Annotated in this window: 4 protein-coding genes; all 4 read right to left on the bottom strand. The window is 49.1% G+C overall.

What is annotated here, in order from left to right; genetic code table 11:
* Positions 1-369 precede the first annotated feature (369 nt).
* The 4 genes from M0Q40_01210 to M0Q40_01195 all read right to left on the bottom strand — a co-directional run bounded on the left by M0Q40_01210 (position 370) and on the right by M0Q40_01195 (position 6,026).
* Entirely contained in the window at positions 370-672 is a 303-nt protein-coding gene (locus M0Q40_01210; GenBank protein ID MCK9221237.1) for a CD3324 family protein, read from the bottom strand.
* 916 nt (positions 673-1,588) lie between these two features.
* Positions 1,589-2,809: an ABC transporter substrate-binding protein gene (locus tag M0Q40_01205; protein MCK9221236.1), complete on the bottom strand. Its 1,221-nt coding sequence runs from the start codon at positions 2,807-2,809 to the stop codon at positions 1,589-1,591.
* A 50-nt stretch (positions 2,810-2,859) separates the two neighbouring features.
* Positions 2,860-3,534 (bottom strand): hypothetical protein, encoded by a 675-nt coding sequence (locus M0Q40_01200; GenBank protein MCK9221235.1) that lies wholly within the window; start codon positions 3,532-3,534, stop codon positions 2,860-2,862.
* A gap of 11 nt (positions 3,535-3,545) precedes the next feature.
* Complete coding sequence (locus M0Q40_01195; protein ID MCK9221234.1) at positions 3,546-6,026, bottom strand: beta-galactosidase; 2,481 nt, start codon at positions 6,024-6,026, stop codon at positions 3,546-3,548.
* Positions 6,027-6,049 lie beyond the last annotated feature (23 nt).

Below are 6,049 nucleotides of genomic sequence, written 5' to 3'. Positions count from 1 at the left end.
GACCCCTGTGGTAGGACATCTCAGGAAGCACTTGGTTTCATTGCTGCTGATCCTTTCTCCATTGTAAGCCTGTATTAGGTCCTGACATCAAAAACCAGGTTTATCCTTTCATGCGTTTGCATCGCTACGGGTAAATACAATTTGCGGCGCATTAACCATACACCACTTATCTAGATCCAATAGGCAAAGGAGAGCATATATGGATACTGGCTATATATATAAACGCGCAGATGCGGGCAGGCTCAGGCGCCCTACCCGCATCCCCTGTTTGGAGCCTATCGCAGACTCCACCTCAGGTTGATCATAATCAACCACCTCCTCAATGGGACCAATCTAGGCCTGATCCCAATACTAGTCTAGCAGGAATCACTAACCGTGGTTCACCGAGTCCGAATCCGAGTCGTTCTTTCCTTCAACTCTTCGCACGATTTTTCGAATACTATCATAGCTAAGGTAATACGCGTCCATCAGACTATGAATGGCCTCTCCTGCAGCGTACCGACGGCGAATCTCCTGGTTACGTAACTCCAGTTTGCGCCTGGTTCCATTGCGCTGTCCCCATCCGGCCCGGTCTTCCATTTTTTTCGGAACGTAGAGCTCCTGTCCCTGGACATACTCCTGAACCTGGCGAAGGAGACGGGGTGGTAATACGTCTTCGGCATTCAGATACATTGGGCCAGCATCCTCCTATGAGTTTTTCTGTTGGCCCCTACAAGACTGCTAGCGCAGTCCTCCAGTGATGGAATCTACCATCAACTCCTTTACGGCGGGCCAGTTATTTACCATCTCAGCTCCAACTGGGAAATGAAAGACTCTCACAATCATTATGGCCCACCTCCTTTCCTCATGTACTTCTATATCATTTATACTCTATTCTGGTTTCTCCTGCATGATGAATTGATTCCGAAGTATTCTTTCCGTTACGGGTCAACAAGCCAACTTCGAAAATACGGCGAACTGCTTTTCTCCCAAGGACGCACCATAGCCGCGACCAAAGGGGGGTCTATGCCTCCCATTGGTCTTCGATACCTTTGCAACATATTCCGATACCAGGTTTCCACCTCAGAACCACTGGATCACCTGCTCTTCTCCGGTAGTGCATTGAAAACAATTTGGTTGGCTTCCTGGCAGTAGACAAAGAAATCCCCCAGGTCAAAGGGGGATTTCTTGCCAGTAGAGCGAACGTATCGATACTATAGATTTAGGACATCAAAACCTATAATAAAGGACACTTCCCACGGACGGCTCCATAGCCCGCAGTCTTTTACGCTACGTCCATATCCAGTAGGATGAAGCGGCAAGCTCGTTCACAGGTATCATGGAGGTTTATACCATATAGGTCCATTATCCATGAGGCAGTCCGGGACTACCCACTAAAGGGCCATCACAGACTTCTCAGCCTTAAAGCTTGGTATCCCTGAGTGTTCCCCATCAAATCCGGGATGGGTGTCCTCACCTCAATCCAGTGAACACATCACTTGCCGCACCGGAGCGGTACGAAGTCTTAAATCTCTATGCGAACCGTCCATGCATCCTCTGTAGGGAATCCGATGACAAAGGAGTGCTTCTCCCACACGAGGATATGTCTTTATAGTCCGTACTTCTCATCCAGATAAAGCTGGACAGTTGGTTGCATCGCCTCCATCGCACCTTGTGCGGTCATCTTCCCGCTTACCGCCAGGGATACCGCTTCACTAAACAACTGCAAAACATTATCGTCGATCTGATCCCTGGTATAATCCAGCTCCGCGACATAGGGGTTCAACCACGGATTCTCCATAAGATGAAACTGATACGTACTAGTCATCAGAATCTCCCTGCTTACAGGTAGGTATCCGGTGGTGACATACCACTCGGCGATCCGATCCGGTTCCATTAACCACTGCAGAAAGGTCCATGCTGCTTCTTGTTTTTCGGGAGTGGAACGAAATAGAACGAACTCTTTGTAGTAGGAGCTGCTCGCTCTGGTCCCACCCTGTGGAATGGGTGTTGGCGCGGTACCCGGTTCAAAGGACCAGTAACCTTCATTTGCCTGATACCAACCGGGGTGGCTAACAAACATCGCCGCGGTCCCATCGGAAAAATTACCACCCACCACACTATGGACAAGACTTAAATCCGCAAACCACTGCAGTGCCTCAATTGCCTTCGGATCTGTAAAGGTGGCCTTCGTCTCATCTTCCGAAACAATATTTCCTCCGTTCCGCCAAATCCATTGGATCACTTGGTAGTTGGCGCTCAGTCTCTGGAAACCATAGGTCTCCTTAGGAACCGTCAGTTTTCTGGCTACAGAGACGAAGTCATCCCACGTCCAGGTTGGTTTAGGCGAAGCGAGCCCCGCATAGGAGAACAGGTCATTATTGTAGACTACCGCATCTGATCCGATTTCGAAGGGCATACCCCATTGGTGTCCATTTACCCTCACATGCCAGGCACCCGGCCAGAAAGATGAAGTATCAAAACCATCGCGAGCCGCTAGATCATCAATGGGCACTAATACATCGTCGCTATACAAATCCATAATCCAGGATGGTGCTACCCAGCCAATATCAGGGAGCACACGGCTTAGCATTCCCATAACATATTTCTCTGCTTTGAAACCGGTCTGACCATAATGTTCCACATAGATGTCTGTATGCGTCTCGTTAAACTCCTCCACAAGCGCATTGAATGCATCATGATGAACGCCCGAGTTAAATGGGGTCCATATCTCCACCGTTGTTTTTGCCGAAACAACAGACGCTACCAACAAACATGAAAGGACCAAACCTACCACCCAGTACCCGTTGTTACGACCAACTCTTCTCATCTGGCTCATCCTCCTTATCTTGCGTTCTCATCGTTTGAGAGGTCTTTCGACTACTCCATTACTGTTACGGTATCAAAGATGAGTTGATCATCATAAACCGGCCACAGACTACCTATGGCCACACCGCCGACCTTATTAAATGGTGCTGCTTCAGTCTCGAAGACCACAACATCATCAATAAACGCAGTAATCTTGTAGTGATCAAACGCAAACTTCAACACGTGCCACCCTTCGGTTCTCTTGACGTTGGTTAAGGTCCATCCGGGGTTCCCACCATGCAAGCGAAACGCGTAATTGTTGGGAAACCGCGGTTGCCCGAAATTGCTTGTCCCTACTCCCACAAAAAGCCAAAACTTGGCCAATTCATCGGTGATGCCAGCTACCCCTGACGAACCTTGCTCATATGGGTTGTTAGGATCATAGAATCTGATCTCCACAGAACCCTTCGTCATTGGCTCAAAAGGATACCAACCGCAACCCATCTTGGCTTTCTCACCTAATCTAACACCAACGCCCTTTCCTCCGGTACAAGAGCTATCCTCGATTAGCTGGAGAGGTCCTTTGTTCTGGAAAGGAAACCACATTCGTTCGAGTTCGCCTTCAGTGTTGTATCCACTAAAATCCTCATAAACCACAACGTTAGAGCTCGCAAATACACTCACACTAGCCATGATAAACACAGCACACGACAACACAAGTAAACCCAGCTTCTGGTAATGCCTCATTTATGAACCTCCTATTTATTCCCTATAGTTTTCTTTACTTCATAGAGGAACCGTAAGGTCTCCTCCCGTTGATAGGTAGGACAGTTTTCCTCGAGGGGGTAGTCATTCCAGCCAAAGTACCCTGGAACACCTCCGTTTTCATAGACCAATCGGTAAAACGGGAGCAGTGAGCTCACGCTACCAGCATCATAACCGCCTCCCACCCTGCCATATAACACTGGGGTAATACCGGCTTCTGCCCAATATCGCACAAAGGTAGTCAGTTCTTCTTCAATGAGATTAACCGGTGTGCGAATGAACACAATGAAATCCAGATCGCTTAGTTCGCGATCCCGCAAATGGTCTCCCAAGGCGGCAGTCCTCTGAGCAGTCTCGTCCACCTCACCCCACATTTCCTTTATAGTGTAGTTGTCGCCCCCAAAGGGCATGATCCCGGTGATGACATTGGGCCATCGCCGTTTAAGCTCCCGGCTAATCTGACCTAACTGTCGTGCGAATATTTCGCTGCGGAATCGATCCCAGTCCAGAATAGCTGTATCCCATTCTTGGTAGGGGGCTGGGTATTCCCCAGGATCCAAGCCTATACACACACTAGGGTCTACAGACGAAAACGACAGATAGTCAACACCCCATGCTCTGTTTAACGCCTCAATAGTCTGATATTCTTTCTCCAGCCAGACTCTAAACGCGGCCACGTCTTCCCTACTACCACCCATGGTCCTCCTTTTGGCCGAACCACTATAGGCGTATTCATCATGAACGACTACTGGAATCCTGCCGCTGGCCGTGGTATACATGATGTCTCCGTAATCAGCCATCACCGTATCAAACCAGTCCGCGATGGCATCAGCCAAAGAGTCATCCAGAGCATCTACTTCATTGCCTACCCGCCGTATGCTATACCCGGGAAATAGGCTCTCTAGCCAACTACTCTGATTACGGAAATATATGGCTGGAATTACCTGTAGGCCTACATTCTGAGCAGCAATCAAGGAATTGTGTACAATCGGGAGTCGGTTCCGATTCCACTGGGGGAATATTTGTACGTAAATGGTGTTAAATCCCGCGGCACGGATTTCCTTGAAGTTCTCTGTGAGGGCGTCAATGTCATACATTAAATCCCAATCCCTAATGGGCAGATGATACAAACTGATCACTGGCTCAGTTTCCTCACCCCGGCGGATACTCCAATCAGTAGCTACTAGTGCATCGCTCCTGGGAAACCATGTATCCTGATCCACGTCAAGGTAGATGGTGTCGCTAATAAGCTCCTCATCCCAGCCAGCCCCTAGGATAGCCTGGCTTTGCCCAATCGGTACCTGTAGAACAAGAAAGTCATTGGCCAGATGTTTCATGTTCACAGCCCAACCGATACTCTGCCGAGACATGGAAACTAGCGCATTGGCACTCCTTTTAACCACCCGGGGTTCTCCCATAACTAATTCGGAACGGGTCTCTCCGCGGACTATTGGCACCTCGATTCTCGCTACCAGCTGGCGGGTCATATCTTTGTGTACCACCACATCGACGGTAACCGTCTCCAGCTCGTCCCCTGGTTTTGCCCTTAATGCTTTCATCGCCAGGTTGCCAAACTTAACAACACTACCAATCGGGTGGCTCTCTCCAGGCCCTAGATCCCTTTGTAGCTTGTACTTATCTGAAGTGCCGCCGGAGGAATGAATCTCGAATTCAACGTGTCCATAGCCCTTGGCAATCCACAGGGAGTTACCTGTATTTTTGACCTTGGCCGAGAAGACAAACTCTGTCCAAGGATCCACATCCTCATCAACAATAAGCTCTACTTCAATGCTTTCAACAAATCCGCTGGGTATATGATCATAGCCCGGAAACATTCCGACCCCGACAACTAGATCTTCCCCAACGTATGCTCCATATTCGAAGGGTTCCTCGGAGTAAAGACGAATCTCTTGGACGGTCACCTCGCCCCGGCCAGTCTTCACCAACTGAATCTGGTTAGTTCCTTTATCCAGGTTTAGTCTGATGAACTCCCAGTAGACCATATTCGCCGGGCTTTGGGCCACCAACTGTACCATTCGATCGTTGATCCTCAGTTCAAAACTATGATCGACGTTGATTTGACCTAGATCATCTTTGCTTCCGGTGCACACCTTGATGGCCATCCAATACTCGCCGGCTTCTGCCACATTAAAGGTGGTCTGGGCCGCCGATCCATCAAGCTTGGTAAAAAGGCCGCCTCGATCAAGCCTCCACCCTTGGGCACTGGTAGCCAACTGCTCTAATGGTATTACCCCCAGAATCTCATTGGATTCCAGTCCTTTAACCGAGTAATTGATCCGGACATACTCCAATTCCTTCACTTTCTCGGGCACTTCATACTCCACGGTGAAATCGTCAAGGTCAATGACGGCTGTTTTAGCACAGACCGCTGAAGGCACCATGATCAATGTTGCGACGAGAATCGCCGCAAGACAACACACTGTGAACACCCTAATACCTCCCAGGTTTTGCATCATTCAACCTCCTACAGGCACTG

It is taken from the genome of Limnochordia bacterium, assembly GCA_023230925.1.
Lineage (GTDB): Bacteria > Bacillota > Limnochordia > DUMW01 > DUMW01 > JALNWK01.
The sequence above is the reverse complement of the archived record's forward strand: the minus strand, read 5'-3'. Positions and strand labels throughout refer to the sequence as shown.

Bases quoted from the DNA above. Each gene is read 5' to 3' on its own strand.
- M0Q40_01210 (MCK9221237.1), bottom strand. From the start codon at position 672: ATGTATCTGAATGCCGAAGACGTATTACCACCCCGTCTCCTTCGCCAG.
- M0Q40_01205 (MCK9221236.1), bottom strand. From the start codon at position 2,809: ATGAGAAGAGTTGGTCGTAACAACGGGTACTGGGTGGTAGGTTTGGTC.
- M0Q40_01200 (MCK9221235.1), bottom strand. From the start codon at position 3,534: ATGAGGCATTACCAGAAGCTGGGTTTACTTGTGTTGTCGTGTGCTGTG.
- M0Q40_01195 (MCK9221234.1), bottom strand. From the start codon at position 6,026: ATGCAAAACCTGGGAGGTATTAGGGTGTTCACAGTGTGTTGTCTTGCG.